The organism is Streptomyces sp. NPDC111802 (genome assembly GCF_055634335.1).
In genome coordinates, this window is the sequence record NZ_JBVKCZ010000028.1 from 54,476 (window position 1) to 69,737 (window position 15,262).

Genomic DNA, 15,262 nt, shown 5'->3' on the forward strand with positions numbered 1-15,262 from the left:
CTCTACAACAGCGCCGCCACCTTGTCCCGGTACCCCCTCACCGGCGCCGCGTCCCGATAAGGCTCCAACCTCCGCTCGAAGTCCTTGACGTACTCGACCGCCCGCACGGACCGCATCTCCGCGGCCTGACCGGCCGCCTCCGCCCCCAGGGAACACGCCTGGTCGAGTTCGCCGAGCCCCAGGCGGGCGGAGGCGAGGACCACGCGGCAGAACAGGCGGCTTCGCGCGTAGGAGGGGGCGCGCAGCTGCAGGGAACGCTCGGCGTGCTGGGCGGCGGCACGGAACTGCTGAAGATCCCGGTGGCAGTGCCCGAACTCGTCGGCCAGCTGTGCCTCGTCGAAGAAGCGCGCCCAGTACGGGACGTCGTCGCCGGGGCGCGCGGCCTCAAGGGCGCGTTCGGCCCGCACGAGCGACGCCGTACAGGCGCGCACCTCGCCCAGTACGCCGTGCCCGCGCGCCTCGCACGAGTGCAACAGCGCCTGCACCACCGGTGGCGCGCTGGTACCCACGCCCTGCTGGGCGACCCGCGCCAGCTGGACGGCCTCGCGGCCGTGCCCGAGGTAGACGGCCTGGCGACTCATCGTGACAAGGACGTAGGAGCCGTACGGCCGGTCTCCGGCCGCCTGGGCGAGGCGCAGCGACTGCACGAAGTACCGCTGCGCGAGCCCGTGCGCCGCGATGTCGTACGACGTCCAGCCCGCGAGCCTCGTCAGGTCGGCGGCGGCCGCGAACAGGCGGCGGCCGGTCTGCTCGCCGTAGGTGCCGCGCAGCATCGGCTCGCACTCGTGCTCCAGATACCGCACGAGCGCCTGCCGGGCGTGGCCGCCGCCGTACATGTCGTCGAGGGAGCGGAACAGCTCGCCGACCGAGCGCAGCGCGGCGATGTCGCCGCCGGTGACCTTCTGACCGGGGCCGCGCTCGGCCTGGTTGCGCTGGCGGGGCACCGCCGTCGGACGGCCCTGGACCGGGATGCGGGCGAGCTGTTCCCCGCGGGCGACCTTCTCGTCGGCCCGGCCGATCAGCCAGTCCCGGCTGGGCACGACGAGCCCGGCCGGGGTGAAAGCGATCTTGCGCAGCTCGGCGTGGCTGCCGGAGTCCTTGCGCCACAGGCCGCTGACGATGTCGACGGCCTCCTCAGGAGTCGAGGCGAACTCCAGCCCCGCGTACACCGGCGCACAGGCGTCGAGCCCGAGGTCCTGGGCGCTGAGCCGACGGCCGAGGCGGCGCGTGAAGACCTCGGCGATGAGGGCGGGGGTGGTGCCGCGCGGCTGCTGACCGCGCAGCCAGCGGGTGACCGATGTCTTGTCGTATCTGAGATCAAGCCCGTGTTCGAGGCCGAGCTGGTCCACCCGGCGGGCGAGACCCGCGTTGGAGAATCCCGCTTCTGCGATGAGCGCGGCGAGCTGGCGGTTGGGAGTGCGCTGCGCGGGTCGTTCCGTCATCTGCGGTGCGGTCTCCTGCCTTTCGGGCCTTGCGAGGCCATACGGCCTTCGAGTGCCCGGATTGCCGTTGAGCAGCCCTTTTGGCCTCTCGAACGGCGCGAATGTAGCGGAGAGTAAGCAGTCGATCGCACACTACGCCGCCTATTCATCCGATCGTGTGAGGATTGCCCTACCGGGCTGACGCAGACCGCGAGACCGCACTCGAACGACCCGGTCGTACAGTGGCGTAGGCACGCTTTGTGCCTTACGACTTCAAGGCTGCTTCCAGGGAGGGGCTTGCCGTGAGTGAGTTGCGGTTCGTCCGCATGGGATTCGGCGCGGACGCCGTCGAGTACCAGCAGGCGTGGGACGAGCAGCGCCGGGTGCACGCGGCGCGGTTCGAGGACGAGATCCCCGACACGGTCCTGCTGCTCGAACACCCCCCGGTCTATACGGCGGGCCGGCGCACGGCGGACAACGAGCGGCCCCTGGACGGCACGCCGGTCATCGACGTGGACCGCGGCGGCAAGATCACCTGGCACGGCCCGGGCCAGCTGGTCGGCTACCCCATCCAGAAGCTGCCGCGCCCGGTGGACGTCGTGGCGCACGTACGGCGGCTGGAGGACGCCCTGATCCGCACGTGCGCGGAGTTCGGCCTGGAGACCACGCGGGTCGAGGGCCGCAGCGGGGTCTGGGTGCTCGGCGACCCGGTCGAGCAGCGCCCCGCCCTCGGCGGACTGGCCCTGGACTTCGATCCCCGCCTCACCGACGACGAGTTCGACCCGCGTCTGAACGGCCCCGAGTACGCCCCGTCCAACGCCGGCCAGCGCCGCGAGGACCGCAAGATCGCGGCGATCGGGATCCGGGTCGCCAAGGGCGTGACCATGCACGGCTTCGCGCTGAACGTGAACCCGGACAACAAGTGGTTCGACCGGATCATCCCGTGCGGGATCCGCGACGCGGGGGTCGCCTCGCTCGCCGCCGAGCTCGGCCGGGACGTCACGATCGACGAGGTGCTTCCGGTCATCGAGCGCCACCTGAAGGACGTGCTCGAGAATGCCGAGCTGAAGCCGCGCCTCATCGAGAAGTCGCCGGTATCGGTCAGCCCCGCATGGCCAGCACCAACGCCGAGCCACTAAATCCACGGGCGTACCCTGGGGAACGCCGAAGAATCAATCGCTAGGGAGCCGGTCGTGTCCGCAGTCGCACCCGACGGACGCAAGATGCTGCGCCTGGAGGTCCGCAACAGCCAGACCCCCATCGAGCGCAAGCCCGAGTGGATCAAGACCCGGGCGAAAATGGGCCCCGAGTACACGAAGATGCAGAGCCTCGTGAAGAGCGAGGGCCTGCACACGGTCTGCCAGGAAGCCGGCTGCCCGAACATCTACGAGTGCTGGGAGGACCGCGAGGCGACCTTCCTCATCGGCGGCGACCAGTGCACCCGGCGCTGCGACTTCTGCCAGATCGACACCGGCAAGCCCGAGGCGCTCGACCGGGACGAGCCGCGCCGCGTCGGCGAGTCCGTGGTCACCATGGACCTGAACTACGCCACCATCACCGGCGTGGCCCGCGACGACCTCCCGGACGGCGGCGCCTGGCTGTACGCCGAGACGGTCCGCCAGATCCACCAGCAGACCGCCGGCCGCGAGGGCGGCCACACCAAGGTCGAGCTGCTCGCCCCGGACTTCAATGCCGAACCGGAGCTGCTGGCGGAGGTCTTCGCCTCACGCCCCGAGGTCTTCGCGCACAACGTCGAGACGGTCCCGCGGATCTTCAAGCGGATCCGTCCGGGCTTCCGCTACGAGCGTTCCCTGAAGGTCATCACCGACGCCCGCGACTACGGCCTGGTCACCAAGTCCAATCTGATCCTCGGCATGGGCGAGACCCGTGAGGAGGTCAGCGAGGCACTGAAGCAGCTGCACGACGCGGGCTGCGAGCTGATCACCATCACGCAGTACCTGCGCCCGAGCGTCCGGCACCACCCCGTGGAGCGCTGGGTCAAGCCGCAGGAGTTCGTGGAGCTGAAGGACGAGGCCGAGCAGATCGGCTTCTCCGGTGTGATGTCCGGACCGCTGGTGCGGTCCTCCTACCGGGCCGGGCGGCTGTACCAGATGGCCGTCGAACAGCGACATTCAGCTGCTCCGCAGCGGGGTGGTTCCTACGTCGCCTCGCAGGCCGTCTGATGGCACGGAGTGCCACTCTGCTCGTGTGAATCCGCGCACAAGCAACTACTCCTCGGTAGCAGCCGATTGACGCGGCCCTGGACGTCCCCGCAGATAGGGGGGCCGTCAGGGCCGCGTCAAGCTTTTCCGGCGACGTATTAAGGCTTCATTGGTGTTTGACCGGTCGGTCACGCCCTGGTAACACCAATCAGTGACCCTGGTTGTACAGCCCGTGCACCACTCACCCAAGCCGCCATTCCCGAGGGGGGACCTCCACCATGCAGGCCGCGCCGGTTCGCGCCACCGCCATCCCGTCGTTCACCACTGCACTCCGTGCCGTCGAATCGCTGCTGATGAGCAGCGGCCAGCGCACCGCCCGTCGCAACGCCTGGACGTCCGTGCTGGAGGACCGCCGTCGCGCCAAGGACCGGGTCGAGGCGCAGCGCGTCCTGGACCAGGCCACCTCCGTCCGCCGCCCCTGACCGCTCCGCCCACCCGGCGGAGCCGCGTATCGGCTCAGCCCCGAGACACCGCCGTCGTCGGCGCTCCCGGGGCCACGTAGACTTCGTGGCATGGCGAGGAAGGACACGGCAGCGGACGCTGCGAATCCCGGGCGACTCAAGCAGATCGCTCTGACCTACAAGATGACCCGCAAGGCCGACAAGAAGATCGGTCTTGTACTCGCGGCTGTCGGAATCGTCACCTTCGGTGTCTTCCTCGCGATCGGTTTCTTGATCGGTCACCCCATCTATCTCGGCATCCTGGGCCTGCTGCTCGCCTTCCTCGCGATGGCGATCGTCTTCGGGCGCCGGGCCGAGCGGGCGGCCTTCGGGCAGATGGAGGGCCAGCCGGGCGCCGCAGCGGCCGTGCTGGACAACATCGGCCGGGGCTGGTCGACGACGCCCGCGGTGGCGATGAACCGCAGCCAGGACGTGGTCCACCGGGCCGTCGGCAAGGCCGGCATCGTGCTGGTCGCCGAGGGCAACCCGAACCGGGTGAAGAGCCTGCTGGCCGCGGAGAAGAAGAAGATGAACCGCATCGTCGCCGACGTGCCGGTGCACGATCTGATCGTCGGCTCCGGTGAGGGTCAGGTCGAGCTGAAGAAGCTGCGGACCACCATGCTGAAGCTGCCCCGCGTGCTGACCGGCCCCCAGGTGACCGCCACCAACGACCGGCTGAAGGCCATGGGCGACCTGATGAGCAACATGCCGTTGCCGAAGGGGCCCATGCCCAAGGGCATGAAGCTGCCGAAGGGCGGGAAGGCCCGCTGATCCCCCTCGTACGAGAACGTACGAGAAAGGGGGCGCCCGGCCACTCCGGGCGCCCCCTTTGTCATACGACCGCTGTCATACGACCGCTGCGATACGACCGCTAGATGCGCACTTCCACGGTGCCGGCCAACCGGTCGTGCAGCCCGCGGCCGTCGCGGTCCCAGATCAGGGCCGGGACGGCGACGCACAGCAGGGCCGTGCGCAGCAGGGCGCGCAGGGGGTTGACCGTGCCGGTGTCCAGGGAGACCACACGCAGGCCGAAGAGGCGCTTGCCCGGGGTGAAGCCGACCGTGCCTACGGTCAGGACGCCCATGACGAAGAACAGCAGCAGGGCCCAGTTGCTGGTCGCCTGGCCGTAGCCGTCGGTGATGAGACCGTATGCGATCAAGACGCAGATGCCCCAGTCCACGGCGAGTGCTCCGAGCCGTCGTCCCGGACGGGCGATGGAGCCCGGTCCCTCCTCCGGAAGGCCGAGCTGCTGACCCCGGTATCCGAACTCGACACCGGCTTCCTCGGCGGCCGCGCGGGGGCCGGAGAGCCAGGATCCGATTGCTTGCCTCTTGTCCACGCGTCCACGGTACTGTGCGCGTTTTGCGATACGGACAGGTGGGGTGAGGTATGGGATGTCCGGTTAACGTGGGTGAAACAAATGAGTCACGCCTGAGAAATCACCCGTCCCTAGGGTCGAGGTCAGCGTGTGCCACCGCACTGGCCGCACGAACGAACTACCACCCCGGCGCGGACGGTCGGGAGTAGGAGGAGCTGGATGTTCCAGAACGCCGACGAGGCCAAGAAGTTCATCGCGGACGAGGACGTCAAGTTCGTCGACGTACGGTTCTGCGACCTGCCGGGCGTCATGCAGCACTTCACGGTGCCCGTCGAGGCGTTCGACCCGGACGACGAGCTCGCCTTCGACGGATCCTCGATCCGTGGTTTCCAGGCGATCCACGAGTCCGACATGGCGCTGCGTGCCGACCTGTCGACGGCCCGTGTCGACCCGTTCCGCCGCGACAAGACGCTCAACATCAACTTCTTCATCCACGACCCGATCACGGGCGAGCAGTACTCCCGTGACCCGCGCAACGTGGCGAAGAAGGCCGAGGCCTACCTCGCCTCGACCGGTATCGCGGACACCGCGTACTTCGGTCCGGAGGCCGAGTTCTACGTCTTCGACAGCGTGCGTTTCGCCACGACGTCGAACGAGTCCTTCTACCACATCGACTCCGAGGCCGGCGCCTGGAACACCGGTGCCCTCGAGGACAACCGTGGTTACAAGGTCCGCTACAAGGGCGGCTACTTCCCGGTCCCGCCGGTCGACCACTTCGCCGACCTGCGTGCCGAGATCTCGCTGGAGCTGGACCGGGCCGGCCTGAAGGTCGAGCGCCAGCACCACGAGGTGGGCACCGCCGGCCAGGCCGAGATCAACTACAAGTTCAACACGCTGCTCGCCGCCGCCGACGACCTGCAGCTCTTCAAGTACATCGTGAAGAACGTCGCCTGGCGCAACGGCAAGACCGCGACCTTCATGCCGAAGCCGATCTTCGGTGACAACGGCTCTGGCATGCACGTGCACCAGTCGCTGTGGACCGGCGGCCAGCCGCTCTTCTACGACGAGGCCGGTTACGCGGGCCTGTCGGACACCGCTCGCTACTACATCGGCGGCATCCTCAAGCACGCCCCGTCGCTGCTGGCCTTCACCAACCCGACGGTGAACTCGTACCACCGTCTGGTGCCGGGCTTCGAGGCGCCGATCAACCTGGTGTACTCGCAGCGCAACCGCTCGGCCGCGATGCGTATCCCGATCACGGGCTCGAACCCGAAGGCCAAGCGCGTCGAGTTCCGCGCGCCCGACTCCTCCGGCAACCCGTACCTGGCCTTCTCGGCCCTGCTCCTCGCGGGCCTCGACGGCATCAAGAACAAGATCGAGCCGGCCGAGCCGATCGACAAGGACCTCTACGAGCTGGCTCCCGAGGAGCACGCGAACGTCGCGCAGGTCCCGACCTCCCTCCCGGCCGTCCTCGACTCCCTCGAGCGCGACCACGAGTTCCTCCTCCAGGGCGACGTCTTCACGCCGGACCTGATCGAGACGTGGATCGACTTCAAGCGCACGAACGAGATCGCGCCGCTGCAGCTGCGTCCGCACCCGCACGAGTTCGAGCTCTACTTCGACGTGTGATCGACGCCTGACGAAGGCGTCGCCGAGGCAGAGCGCCCGCGCCCCCGCTGTCGTACCGACAGCGGGGGCGCGGGCGTATGTTCTATTCTGCCGAGGAGACGACACGGGGGTGGACGGGATGCCGGAGCGGCACGAACACGACGACCAGGAGCGCGAGTTCGACCTGAAGTGGGCGGACAACGCGGAGCACAAGGAGCCCTCGGCACGGGCCCGTATGCTCGCCGCGCGCTGGAAGGAGAACCCTCCCGGTCCGGTGCCGTTCCGGGCTGAGCCGGAGCATGTGGCGCGGCAGCATCGCCGGTCGGGGTGGGTGTCGACGGTCGTCGTGCTGGGCTGTGTCGCGGCGGTGATCGTGGTGCTGGGGTACCTCGACTTCCGCGCGCCCTAGCCCCGGGGTCTTTGCTGCCCCTAGGGCCGATCGCGACCCGTTCATGGGCGTGGCCGGGTGCACACTGGGCAGTGGGACGAGTGCCTGAGTGCGGGGTGGTGCAAGATGCAGAGCCGCTTCCGGAGTGACCGGCGGTTGACCGCTCGTATGGGGGTCACGCTGTTTCTGCTCGGGTTGTTGTATGTGGGGTTCGTGGCCGCGCTGGTCGTGTTGCTGAAGTCCTGGGTGCTCGTGGTGGTCGTGGCGGCGGGCCTGCTGGGGGCCCAGTACTGGTTCTCCGACCGGGTCGCGCTGTTCGCGATGCGGGGCCGGGTCGTGGAGCGGGAGGAGTATCCCGAGCTGCACGGGGTGATCGACCGGCTGTGTGCCATCGCCGACATGCCGAAGCCCGTCGTCGCCGTGTCGGACATGGATATGCCGAACGCGTTCGCCACCGGACGCAATCCCGACCATGCCGTCCTCTGTGTGACCACGGGGCTGCTGCGCCGGCTGGAGCCGCACGAGCTGGAGGGTGTGCTCGCGCACGAGCTGTCCCATGTGGCGCACAAGGACGTCGCCGTGATCACCGTCGCCTCGTTCCTCGGGGTGATCGCGGGGCTGATCGTGCGGTTCGCCTTCTACAGCCAGCTGTTCGGGGGCGGGCGGCGGGACCAGAACACCGCCGTGATCTTCGCCGCCGTGCTCGGCGTGTCGGCAGCCGTGTACGCGATCAGCTTTTTGCTGATCCGGGCCCTGTCCCGGTACCGGGAGCTGGCGGCCGACCGGGCCGCGGCACTGCTCACCGGGCGGCCCTCGGCGCTGGCGTCCGCGCTGACCAAGGTCTCCGGCGACATCGCCCGGATCCCGTCCAAGGACCTGCGGACGGCGCAGGCCTTCAACGCGTTCTACTTCACTCCGGCGTTCGGCCGGGAGCCCGGCATCGCGAAGATCTTCTCCACGCACCCGAGCCTGGAGCAACGGCTCGACCAGCTGGGGCGGATCTCCACCGAGCTGGGCGAGGCCGCGACTCCCTCAGGGGCGTGAGATGGGGCTGCTGGACATCCTGCTCGGCCGTACGAAGCCGGTCGCGCCCGATCTCGACCAGCTCTTCGGGCTGCCGTCGGCGGCGGTGACGCTGGAGGCGGCGGCCGGGTTCCGGCCGACGGGGAGCGGGGCGGTGTGCTTCGCCACGGTCGAGGGCGCCGCCTTCGAGCAGACGCACCGTGAGGTCCAGGCACTGCTGGACGCGGACGCCGAACGCGAGGGCCGGCCGGTGGAGCTGACCCGGGACGGCTACGGCTACTCGTGGCTGGTGTCGCGGCGCGGCCCCGACCAGCTGCCGGAGCTGGTCAACGACCTGCACGCGGTGAACAGCGCGATGGAGGTCAACGGCTTCGGGCCGCAGCTGCTGTGCTCGCTGGCGGGATTCGAGCACGAGCAGGAGGGGGGCGAGCAGGGGCGGCGGCTCGCGCTCGTCTATCTCTACAAGCGCGGCACCTTCTATCCCTTCGCCCCGCTGCCCGGCACGGCGGAGCGGCGCGACAACCCGCTGGAGCTGCGGGTGAAGGCGGCACTCGGGAACGATCTGCGGATCGAGCAGGACCTGAGCCGCTGGTTCCCGGTGTGGGGTGCCCCCGGCCTGTGACCGGAGGCACCTCAGCCTCGACTCACCACCACAGGTGGTCTCACTTGCTCTTCTCGCGCTCCTGACGACGGGACTCCAGGGGGCGCTCGCGGCGATAGCGGCGCTCCCACTTGGCCTGCATGTCGCGGCGGTCGCGGTAGGAGCGGTAGTCCGCGGGCATGGAGCCTCCCGACGGGGCCCCTCCCCCGGAGCCCCCGGCACCCCTGGCTCCGCCGCTCGGCGCGGAGGAGTTCCGGCCGTACTGCAGGTAGAGGAAGAGCACAGCGACCGCGGCCAGCCAGTAGACGTGGTTTCCGAATCCTAGGATCACCAGGACGACAGTCCCGGACATGACGATGGTGCCCATCACGGGCCTCCGTGAACGTGGGTCGGTTCTGAGCGGTGCGAATGTCCCCGACGGGGCGCTGGGGGACGGGCGACCGTCCGTCGGTGCGTAGAGACTAGCCCCGAGCCCGCAGAGTGACGCCTTCCCTGCGAGAAGCGGCGTGAACAGCTCCGTTACGCATGTCCAGGGTAGGGACACGCTCACTCGGCGTGCATCTCCTTTTCCCGGGAAGGGAGTTCGGCCGGTGTCCGGTGTGAATGAATGGGCCCATGATCGAGCTCTCCTCTTTCACACACGCCTGCGACGGTGAACTGCTCAGCGGGGTGTACGGCGGTGACGCCGGCGGCGCGGACACGCCCACCGTCGTCCTGCTGCACGGCGCGGGCGCCGGCACCAAGGACCGGTTGCTGCCGATGCTCACCGAGTTCGTCTCCCGCGGCTGCCGCGGGCTCGCCTTCGACTTCTCGGGGCACGGGGAAAGCACCGGAGAGCTGAGGGAGTTGAGCCTAAGGCGCCGCTGCGAGCAGGCCATCGCCGTCATCGACGCCCATGTGCCGGAGAGCGGTCCGCTGGTCCTCGTCGGGTTCAGCATGAGCGGGCAGACGGTGACGGATCTCCTCGCGCACTACGGGGACCGGGTGGCCGCGATCGGGCTGTGCGCGCCCGCCGTGTACGCGCGGGAGGCGTGGGATGTGCCGTTCGGTGCGGGGGACGGCCGGTTCAGCGAGATCATCCGCAGGCCGGACGGCTGGCGCACGGCTCCCGCCCTCGATGTGCTGCGGGCGTACGAGGGGCGCGCGGTGCTCGCGGTGCCCGGGACGGACGCGATCATCCCGCCGGACGTGACGGAGGCGGTCCAGGACGCGCTGGCAGCTCACGCGCGGTTCACGCGGTTCGATGTGCCGGACGCCGAGCACATGCTCGGGCTGTGGTTCGAGGAACACGCCGAGGACCGGCGGGAGTTCGTGACCACCGTACTGGCCGGCCTCGGCGACCGGGGATGGACGGCTACCCGGTCGTGGCTGGCCAAGCAGTTACCGGAGGGACGGAAGGTCACCGACTCCGCCTTCTCGAAGGGAGGCTGGAGCTCACAGATGCGGCGGCTGACCCTCGACGACGGCACCGGGCTCGCGCTGCGCACCTTCGTGAAACCCTTCTTCCGCGGACACGCCCCCGGCCTGCTGGCCCGTGAGGCGTCGGTCCTCACCCTGCTCGCGGCCCAGGAGGACGTCCCTGCACCCGAGTTGATCGCCGTCGACGCCACCGCCGAGCACTGCGACCACCCCTCGCTGCTGATGTCGCTGCTGCCGGGCCGGGTGCGGGTGGACGAGGAGGATCAGGAGGAGCTGGACCGGCGCCTGGATCTGCTGGCGGCCCAGCTCGCCGCGATCCACCGGGTCGTACCGGACGAGCGGCCGAGGCCGTACCAGGCGTGGACGTCGCCGGAGCGGGTGCGGACGCCGGGTGGCGCGCTGTGGAAGCGGGCCGTGCAGATGATCCGGCGGGAGCCTGCGGCGTACGAGGGATGCTTTCTGCATCGGGACTTCCACCCGGGGAACGTCCTGTTCAGCGGTGCGGGCGCGGACGTGCGGATCAGCGGGGTCGTCGACTGGGTCGAGACGTCATGGGGCCCCGCCGACCTCGACGTCGCCCTCCCCCACTGCCTAAAGGGCGTGGGAGGTGCCCCCAGCTCGACGGCCCTGGCCCTACTGCACGGCCCGGAGCACGGGCTCGGCTTCCGCGAGCGGTACGAGACGCGGGGCGGGCGACGGCTCGCCGAAGGCGGGGACCACCTGTACTGGCGGCTGATCGACGCCCTCGCCTACTCCCCCGACGCCGCGAAGCTCGCGGGGCCGTGGCGTGATCTGGGGCGGACCGAGTTGACGCCTGAGGTGCTGGGCGGACGGCTGGAGGCGTACGTGGACGGGTTGCTGGGCCGGTACGTCTGACGCCGCGGCCGCCGTCGTACGGCCGGCGTAGGTCAGACATCGGGCGTGGCCCTGACCACCCCGGCCTCGACGGCGTTGCTCAGGGCCTTGTGGTCGGTGACGGTCTGGTCGGCGTAGGCCAGGGCGAACTCGGCGACCGCGTGGTCGAAGCTGTCGGCGCCGCCCAGGTAGCCCGCGATGGCGATACGGTCGCCGGATCGGGCGTGGGCCCGTGCGAGGGCGGTGCCGCACAGCCGGGCGTAGGCGCTCAGGTCGTCCGGGCCCATCCCGGCCACGTCGGCCGAGCCCTTCATGTCGCGCAGCTGCCGCCAGTAGAACGCGCGCCCCTGCGGCCCCGACATCCAGCCCAGGAAGATGTCCCCGGCGGCCTGCAGCAGCCGCTGGCCGGCGACGACGCGGTGGCCGGGATGGATGTACGGCCCACTCGGCAGATGCTCCTCCAGCACGGACTGCCGCGCCTCCTTGAGTTGGAGGAACAGCGGGTCGCCTGCGTCCCGTCCGGCGAGCAGCACGATGAAGCAGCGCAGGCCGACGCTGCCGACGCCGACGACCTTGCGGGCGGCGTCGACGAAGCGGTAGCGGTCGAGGAGCAGTCGGCGTTCCTCGGAGAGGGTGGAGCGGTAGTCGCTGAAGATCTTGCGCAGGGAGGCCATGTCGGAGGTGCCCGCGCGTTCGAGCAGCGGCGGGTCGTTGATGATGCGCCGGTGCCCGTCGACCGTCTCGGTCAGTTTGGCGAAGGCCCGCAGGCTGGTACGGCGGCGCGCGCGGCCGAGGCTGGCCTCGACGCGTTGATGGTGCCGGCGGGCGGAGCGGACCAGGGGCAGGAGCTGCTCGGCGTCGATGCGGGTGTACCAGACGTCGAGCTCGCCGAGCCGGGCCAGCCGGCGCATCGCGACACGGTACGCCGCGACGGCCTCCCGCGCCGCGCGGACGACCTTGGCCTCCGGGTGGCCGTTCTCGCGTGCCGCCACGGCGACCGAGGCGGCGAGCCGTTTGACGTCCCACTCGAACGGGCCCGGGAACGTCTCGTCGAAGTCGGTGAGGTCGAAGAGCAGGGCGCGTTCCGGTGAGGCGTGGAGGCCGAAGTTGAGCAGGTGGGCGTCGCCACACAGCTGCACCGTGAGACCGGTGTGCGGCGCGGCGGCGAGGTCGGCGGCCATCACGGCGGCGGCACCGCGCAGGAAGGCGAACGGCGACGACGCCATCCGGCCGTACCTGATCGGCAGCAGCTCCGGCAGCCGGTCGCGGCCCTGGTGTTCCAGTACGACGACGGGGTCCGGGCGGTCGACGGAGGGGATCCAGGCGGCGTGCGCGGAGCGGGGGGCACGTTTGCGGGCGGCCTTGCCCCGCACGAATCGGTCGGCGGGGGTGGCCGGGCTCGTCATGAGACGACGGCCCTGTCTCCGACCGTCCCGCACTGCGTCAGCCGTATACCGACCCCGTCCATCACGCCTCCCGCCGTGGTGCCGCCCGCTGGGGCGGCTCCGTCACCTCCTGCTTCGCAGTGAAAGGCGAGAGGGGGGCGAGCGCACTTCGGGGCGGCGGTTCGGGTGACGTCGATGTCAGTGGGGTCCGGGAGGATGCGGGCAGTGGTGGTTCGGCGGGTGACGGGTGGAGGCCGGGATGGGTGACGGGGTGCGGTACATCGGCGTGGCGGAGCGGCGGGCTCGGCTGGGGCTGCGGCATCGGCTGGCCGGGGTGGCGCGGGCCGAGGCGCCGGCCGAGGTCGCCGAGTCGCTGGTCGCGCTGCACGGTACCGATCCGGCGACCGTGTACCTGGCCGTGGGCGCGCGGCTGGCGGACCCCGGGAAGACCGTCACGGAGACCGAGCGGGCGCTGTACGAGGAGCGGACGCTGGTCCGGATGCACGGCATGCGGCACACCGTGTTCGTGTTCCCCACCGAGCTGACGGCCGTCGTGCACGCCTCGACCGGCCTCGCGGTCGCCGCCCGGGAGCGGACCTCGCTGGTCAAGGACATGGCCAAGGCGGGGGCCCCGGACGCGGCCTGGCTGCGGGAGGTCGAGGAGTCGGCCCTGGCCGCGCTGGCCCGGCGCGGGCAGGCGACGGCGGCCGAACTGGCCCTGGACGAGCCGCGGTTGCGCGAGCAGTTCGCGTACGCGGCCGGGAAGAGCTACGAGGGGGTGCACACCGTCTCGACGCGACTGCTGCGGGTGCTGGGCGTCGAGGGCAAGGTCGTGCGGGGACGGCCGCTGGGCTCCTGGACGTCCTCGCAGTTCCGGTGGGCGGTGGCGCCGGAGCATCCCGAGCTGGAGGTGGGCCGGGCGCAGGCGCAGCTGCTACGGCGCTGGCTCGCGGTGTGCGGGCCCGCGACGGAGGCCGATCTGAAGTGGTGGACGGGGTGGCGGGTGACGGAGGTGCGCCGGGCGCTCACGGCGATCGGGGCGCAGCCGGTGTCCGTCGACGAGGGGACGGGGTACGTCGTCGACGGCGACGTGGACCCGGTGGCCGGGCCCGAGGAACCGTGGGCGGCGCTGCTGCCGGCGCTCGATCCGACGGCGATGGGCTGGCAGCAGCGGGACTGGTATCTGGCGCCGGAGCTGCGGCCGTCACTGTTCGACCGTAGCGGCAATGTGGGGCCGACGGTGTGGTGGAACGGGCGGGTGGTGGGCGCGTGGGCCCAGCGCGCGGACGGGGAGATCGCCTGGCGGCTGTTGGCCGGCCTGGAGGGCACGGAGCGGCGTGCGGCCGAGGCGGCGGTCGCGGTGGAGGCGGAGCGGATGCGGGGGTGGGTGGGGGTGGCTCGGGTGACGCCTCGGTTTCGGACGCCGATGGAGCGGGAGTTGTCGAAGCAGCCGAAGTGAGGGGCACCAGGTGAGGGGCGCGAACTGAGGGGCACCAGCTGAGGGACCTCCTCGACTCCGGTACGCCGGGTGCCCCCACAAGGAGACGGCACCCGGCGCCACGGCTACCGCGAGTACCGCATCAGCGCCCTGACCATGTGGCACGTCGTGTCCGACGGCGGGTGGACGCCGATCGTCTCCGCGGTGTCCCGGATCGTCTCGTTGCGTGCCTGGTTCGGCATGTAGACGCCCGAGTCGAGGAGCGCTATCGCCAGGCGGAGGGCCTTCAGGCGGCGGTTGTGGGTGATGTACCACTCGCGCGGGCGGCCCGGCGGCAGCGGCCGCTTCTCCAGCGGTGTGTACGGAAGGTCGAGCAGCACCGGATGCTTCGCGGTGGACTGGGTGGGCAAGGGCTTGCGGGTGGGCTTCGGCTTCAGTGCGGCAGCGGGCACAGGCATCCTCCTGTCGCGGTCAGAGCGCCGGCCGGGCTCCCCGGTGACGCTCTCGAACACTACTTACAGTCTAGTGCCCGGCACTGACATCCGGGGCTTCGGAACGTCCAGGAAATGCCCTGGTCAGCAACGAAATTGTCACCGTGTCACACCAGCTCCGGGAGGTACGTTTGAGGCGGCAGCAAATTCGAACACGGCGCTTCGGGATACCGTGGGCGCCATGGAGATCTGGATCAATCCGGCCTGTTCCAAGTGCCGCAGCGCCCTCACGTTACTCGACGCCGAGGGGGCCGACTACACCGTCCGCCGCTACCTGGAGGACGTACCGAGCGAGGCCGAGATCCGGGAGGTGCTGGAGCGGCTCGGACTGGAGCCGTGGGACATCACCCGGACCCAGGAGGACGCCGCCAAGGAGCTCGGGGTCAAGGAGTGGGCGCGGGACGAGGGTTCGCGGGACCGGTGGGTGAAGGCACTGGCCGAGCATCCGAAGCTGATCCAGCGGCCGATCATCAGCGCGGAGGACGGCACGGCCGTCGTCGGGCGCACGGACGAGGCCGTACAGGACGCCCTGTCCCGCAAGAGCTGAGGCTCCATCAGATGGGCTGTGACGTACGTTACTTCAGTGACTCCTGTAACCGCTGAGTAACTCCGTTCGGTATCTCGTACATAGCGGCGTACGCTCCCCTACCTCC

16 protein-coding genes are annotated in these 15,262 nt (G+C 70.3%); 11 read left to right on the plus strand and 5 right to left on the minus strand.

Annotated features, from left to right (window positions below):
- Positions 1 to 2 precede the first annotated feature (2 nt).
- The gene (locus ACZ7NC_RS28340; protein ID WP_471492301.1) at positions 3 to 1,442 is read right to left on the minus strand and encodes a regulator; all 1,440 of its coding nucleotides are present in this window, start codon (positions 1,440 to 1,442) and stop codon (positions 3 to 5) included.
- Between the two features lie 281 nt (positions 1,443 to 1,723).
- On the opposite strand from ACZ7NC_RS28340, the gene lipB reads away from it, so the two are divergent.
- The 4 genes from lipB (at position 1,724) to ACZ7NC_RS28360 (ending at position 4,854) form a co-directional block, all read left to right on the plus strand.
- Positions 1,724 to 2,560 (plus strand): lipoyl(octanoyl) transferase LipB, encoded by an 837-nt coding sequence (gene lipB, locus ACZ7NC_RS28345; RefSeq protein ID WP_471492302.1) that lies wholly within the window; start codon positions 1,724 to 1,726, stop codon positions 2,558 to 2,560.
- 54 nt (positions 2,561 to 2,614) lie between these two features.
- Entirely contained in the window at positions 2,615 to 3,604 is a 990-nt protein-coding gene (lipA, locus tag ACZ7NC_RS28350) for a lipoyl synthase (RefSeq protein WP_471492303.1), read from the plus strand.
- 257 nt (positions 3,605 to 3,861) lie between these two features.
- Positions 3,862 to 4,065 carry an SCO2195 family GlnR-regulated protein gene (locus tag ACZ7NC_RS28355; protein WP_471492304.1) on the plus strand — a complete coding sequence of 68 codons (204 nt, stop codon included), beginning with the start codon at positions 3,862 to 3,864 and terminating at the stop codon, positions 4,063 to 4,065.
- Positions 4,066 to 4,155: 90 nt separating this feature from the next.
- Positions 4,156 to 4,854, plus strand: coding sequence for a DUF4191 domain-containing protein (locus tag ACZ7NC_RS28360; protein ID WP_471492305.1), 699 nt, complete (start codon positions 4,156 to 4,158; stop codon positions 4,852 to 4,854).
- A gap of 100 nt (positions 4,855 to 4,954) precedes the next feature.
- Here the strand turns inward: ACZ7NC_RS28360 and ACZ7NC_RS28365 are convergent, their stop codons facing one another.
- On the minus strand, positions 4,955 to 5,422 hold the full coding sequence (locus ACZ7NC_RS28365; protein ID WP_471492306.1) for an RDD family protein: 468 nt from the start codon (positions 5,420 to 5,422) through the stop codon (positions 4,955 to 4,957).
- 198 nt (positions 5,423 to 5,620) lie between these two features.
- Here ACZ7NC_RS28365 and glnA point away from each other — a divergent pair, with 198 nt between their 5' ends.
- The 4 genes from glnA to pspAB all read left to right on the plus strand — a co-directional run bounded on the left by glnA (position 5,621) and on the right by pspAB (position 9,042).
- Positions 5,621 to 7,030, plus strand: coding sequence for a type I glutamate--ammonia ligase (gene glnA / locus ACZ7NC_RS28370; RefSeq protein ID WP_471492307.1), 1,410 nt, complete (start codon positions 5,621 to 5,623; stop codon positions 7,028 to 7,030).
- Between the two features lie 118 nt (positions 7,031 to 7,148).
- On the plus strand, positions 7,149 to 7,418 hold the full coding sequence (locus tag ACZ7NC_RS28375; protein WP_471492379.1) for an SCO2583/SCO2584 N-terminal domain-containing protein: 270 nt from the start codon (positions 7,149 to 7,151) through the stop codon (positions 7,416 to 7,418).
- A gap of 105 nt (positions 7,419 to 7,523) precedes the next feature.
- On the plus strand, positions 7,524 to 8,441 hold the full coding sequence (htpX, locus tag ACZ7NC_RS28380) for a zinc metalloprotease HtpX (RefSeq protein ID WP_471492308.1): 918 nt from the start codon (positions 7,524 to 7,526) through the stop codon (positions 8,439 to 8,441).
- Between the two features lies 1 nt (position 8,442).
- A complete protein-coding gene (gene pspAB / locus ACZ7NC_RS28385; RefSeq protein ID WP_471492309.1) occupies positions 8,443 to 9,042 on the plus strand; it encodes a PspA-associated protein PspAB in 600 nt (199 codons plus the stop codon).
- A 40-nt stretch (positions 9,043 to 9,082) separates the two neighbouring features.
- Here pspAB and ACZ7NC_RS28390 read toward each other — a convergent pair whose 3' ends face one another.
- Positions 9,083 to 9,388 carry a hypothetical protein gene (locus tag ACZ7NC_RS28390; protein WP_471492310.1) on the minus strand — a complete coding sequence of 102 codons (306 nt, stop codon included), beginning with the start codon at positions 9,386 to 9,388 and terminating at the stop codon, positions 9,083 to 9,085.
- 248 nt (positions 9,389 to 9,636) lie between these two features.
- On the opposite strand from ACZ7NC_RS28390, the gene ACZ7NC_RS28395 reads away from it, so the two are divergent.
- Positions 9,637 to 11,316, plus strand: a complete 1,680-nt coding sequence (locus ACZ7NC_RS28395) for an alpha/beta fold hydrolase (RefSeq protein ID WP_471492311.1) — start codon at positions 9,637 to 9,639, stop codon at positions 11,314 to 11,316.
- A 32-nt stretch (positions 11,317 to 11,348) separates the two neighbouring features.
- On the opposite strand, the gene ACZ7NC_RS28400 is transcribed toward ACZ7NC_RS28395, so the two are convergent.
- Positions 11,349 to 12,701, minus strand: coding sequence for a DUF2252 domain-containing protein (locus ACZ7NC_RS28400; protein ID WP_471492312.1), 1,353 nt, complete (start codon positions 12,699 to 12,701; stop codon positions 11,349 to 11,351).
- A gap of 238 nt (positions 12,702 to 12,939) precedes the next feature.
- Between ACZ7NC_RS28400 and ACZ7NC_RS28405 the strand changes: the two genes are divergently transcribed.
- Entirely contained in the window at positions 12,940 to 14,139 is a 1,200-nt protein-coding gene (locus tag ACZ7NC_RS28405) for a winged helix DNA-binding domain-containing protein (protein ID WP_471492313.1), read from the plus strand.
- 104 nt (positions 14,140 to 14,243) lie between these two features.
- Here the strand turns inward: ACZ7NC_RS28405 and ACZ7NC_RS28410 are convergent, their stop codons facing one another.
- Positions 14,244 to 14,570, minus strand: a complete 327-nt coding sequence (locus ACZ7NC_RS28410) for a hypothetical protein (RefSeq protein ID WP_471492314.1) — start codon at positions 14,568 to 14,570, stop codon at positions 14,244 to 14,246.
- Between the two features lie 220 nt (positions 14,571 to 14,790).
- Here ACZ7NC_RS28410 and ACZ7NC_RS28415 point away from each other — a divergent pair, with 220 nt between their 5' ends.
- A complete protein-coding gene (locus tag ACZ7NC_RS28415; protein ID WP_471492315.1) occupies positions 14,791 to 15,156 on the plus strand; it encodes an arsenate reductase family protein in 366 nt (121 codons plus the stop codon).
- Positions 15,157 to 15,262 lie beyond the last annotated feature (106 nt).

What these genes read in the sequence shown, in the direction of transcription:
- ACZ7NC_RS28340 (WP_471492301.1), bottom strand. Translation starts at nt 1,442, where the DNA reads ATGACGGAACGACCCGCGCAGCGCACTCCCAACCGCCAGCTCGCCGCG.
- htpX (WP_471492308.1), top strand. Translation starts at nt 7,524, where the DNA reads ATGCAGAGCCGCTTCCGGAGTGACCGGCGGTTGACCGCTCGTATGGGG.
- ACZ7NC_RS28400 (WP_471492312.1), bottom strand. Translation starts at nt 12,701, where the DNA reads ATGACGAGCCCGGCCACCCCCGCCGACCGATTCGTGCGGGGCAAGGCC.
- glnA (WP_471492307.1), top strand. Translation starts at nt 5,621, where the DNA reads ATGTTCCAGAACGCCGACGAGGCCAAGAAGTTCATCGCGGACGAGGAC.
- ACZ7NC_RS28360 (WP_471492305.1), top strand. Translation starts at nt 4,156, where the DNA reads ATGGCGAGGAAGGACACGGCAGCGGACGCTGCGAATCCCGGGCGACTC.
- ACZ7NC_RS28390 (WP_471492310.1), bottom strand. Translation starts at nt 9,388, where the DNA reads ATGGGCACCATCGTCATGTCCGGGACTGTCGTCCTGGTGATCCTAGGA.
- pspAB (WP_471492309.1), top strand. Translation starts at nt 8,443, where the DNA reads ATGGGGCTGCTGGACATCCTGCTCGGCCGTACGAAGCCGGTCGCGCCC.
- ACZ7NC_RS28405 (WP_471492313.1), top strand. Translation starts at nt 12,940, where the DNA reads ATGGGTGACGGGGTGCGGTACATCGGCGTGGCGGAGCGGCGGGCTCGG.
- ACZ7NC_RS28355 (WP_471492304.1), top strand. Translation starts at nt 3,862, where the DNA reads ATGCAGGCCGCGCCGGTTCGCGCCACCGCCATCCCGTCGTTCACCACT.
- ACZ7NC_RS28415 (WP_471492315.1), top strand. Translation starts at nt 14,791, where the DNA reads ATGGAGATCTGGATCAATCCGGCCTGTTCCAAGTGCCGCAGCGCCCTC.
- ACZ7NC_RS28375 (WP_471492379.1), top strand. Translation starts at nt 7,149, where the DNA reads ATGCCGGAGCGGCACGAACACGACGACCAGGAGCGCGAGTTCGACCTG.
- ACZ7NC_RS28395 (WP_471492311.1), top strand. Translation starts at nt 9,637, where the DNA reads ATGATCGAGCTCTCCTCTTTCACACACGCCTGCGACGGTGAACTGCTC.